This is a genomic window from Flavobacterium aurantiibacter (genome assembly GCF_002251775.1).
Taxonomy (GTDB): Bacteria; Bacteroidota; Bacteroidia; order Flavobacteriales; family Flavobacteriaceae; genus Flavobacterium; species Flavobacterium aurantiibacter.
In genome coordinates this window covers 1-1,617 of the sequence record NZ_NOXX01000131.1, presented here as the reverse complement: position 1 = coordinate 1,617, position 1,617 = coordinate 1, and the positions used below count along the sequence as shown (strand labels likewise).

General features: G+C 46.1%; 1 tRNA gene and 1 rRNA gene. Both read left to right on the top strand.

The annotated features are described in order from the left end of the window. Positions 1-113: 113 nt before the first annotated feature. A tRNA-Ala gene (locus CHX27_RS02470) sits at positions 114-190 on the top strand. Between the two features lie 232 nt (positions 191-422). After that, a 23S ribosomal RNA gene (locus CHX27_RS02465) occupies positions 423-1,617 on the top strand; the annotation flags it as partial.

Sequence of the window (1,617 nt, the reverse complement as noted above, 5' to 3'; positions counted from 1 at the left end):
AGCTGACAGCTAAAAGCTAAAAAGTAGTATTTATTGTTTCATGGAAATTTTAGAAGTTGGGCATCAACAATCTGCTAACTGCTGATAGCTGGTAGCTAACGGCTAGAAGATATGGGGGATTAGCTCAGCTGGCTAGAGCGCCTGCCTTGCACGCAGGAGGTCATCGGTTCGACTCCGATATTCTCCACCAAAAGGAGCAAACGGTTCTCCCGATAGCTATCGGGACCGATATGCTCCACTAGGAGTATTAAGATAGGAGTATTAAGTATAGAGACATTATTGAGTTTCAAATCTTATTACTTAGTACAGAAAGTCTTGATACTTGATTAACGTTCATTGACATATTGGGAAAAAGCATACGATAGGGTCTGGTACTAGTGATAGTATTAGATTTTAGTAAAGCAACATTGTAAAATGTTGAATTAAAGCAAAATAAGGGCGTATGGGGGATGCCTAGGCTCTCAGAGGCGAAGAAGGACGTGATAAGCTGCGAAAAGCTGCGGGGATTGGCACACACGATTTGATCCGCAGATATCCGAATGGGGCAACCCAGTATCTTGAAGAGATACTACACCGATAGGTGAGCAAACCCGCTGAACTGAAACATCTAAGTAGGCGGAGGAGAAGAAAACAAAAGTGATTCCGTAAGTAGTGGCGAGCGAACGCGGAATAGCCCAAACCGGAGTTGTTACGGCAATTTCGGGGTTGTAGGACCACGATATTTTATGTTAAATGAACTGGAAGTTACTGGAAAGTGACACCATAGAGGGTGATAGTCCCGTATGGGTAAGTTTAATAATAGATAGTGGTATCCTGAGTAGGGCGGGGCACGTGAAACCCTGTCTGAATCTGGCGGGACCATCCGCTAAGGCTAAATACTCCTGAGAGACCGATAGTGAACCAGTACCGTGAGGGAAAGGTGAAAAGAACCGTGAATAACGGAGTGAAATAGATCCTGAAACCATACGCCTACAAGCGGTCGGAGCTCGTTTATTCGAGTGACGGCGTGCCTTTTGCATAATGAGCCTACGAGTTACCGTTGCTGGCAAGGATAAGCACTTAAGGTGTGGATCCGTAGCGAAAGCGAGTCTGAATAGGGCGTTATAGTCAGTAGTGGTAGACGCGAAACCGTGTGATCTACCCATGGGCAGGATGAAGCTGTGGTAACACATAGTGGAGGTCCGAACCGGTTGTCGTTGAAAAGACTTCGGATGACCTGTGGGTAGGGGTGAAAGGCCAATCAAACTCGGAAATAGCTCGTACTCCCCGAAATGCATTTAGGTGCAGCGCTTATTTAGTTATACAGAGGTAGAGCTACTGATTGGATGCGGGGGCTTCACCGCCTACCAATTCCTGACAAACTCCGAATGCTGTATAATGATTTTAAGCAGTGAGGGCTTGGGTGCTAAGGTCCAAGTCCGAGAGGGAAAGAACCCAGACCATCAGCTAAGGTCCCCAAATCTATACTAAGTTGAAAGAACGAGGTTTGTCTGCCCAGACAGCTAGGATGTTGGCTTGGAAGCAGCCATTCATTTAAAGAGTGCGTAACAGCTCACTAGTCGAGCGGACGAGCATGGATAATAATCGGGCATAAGTATAGTACCGAAGCTATGGATT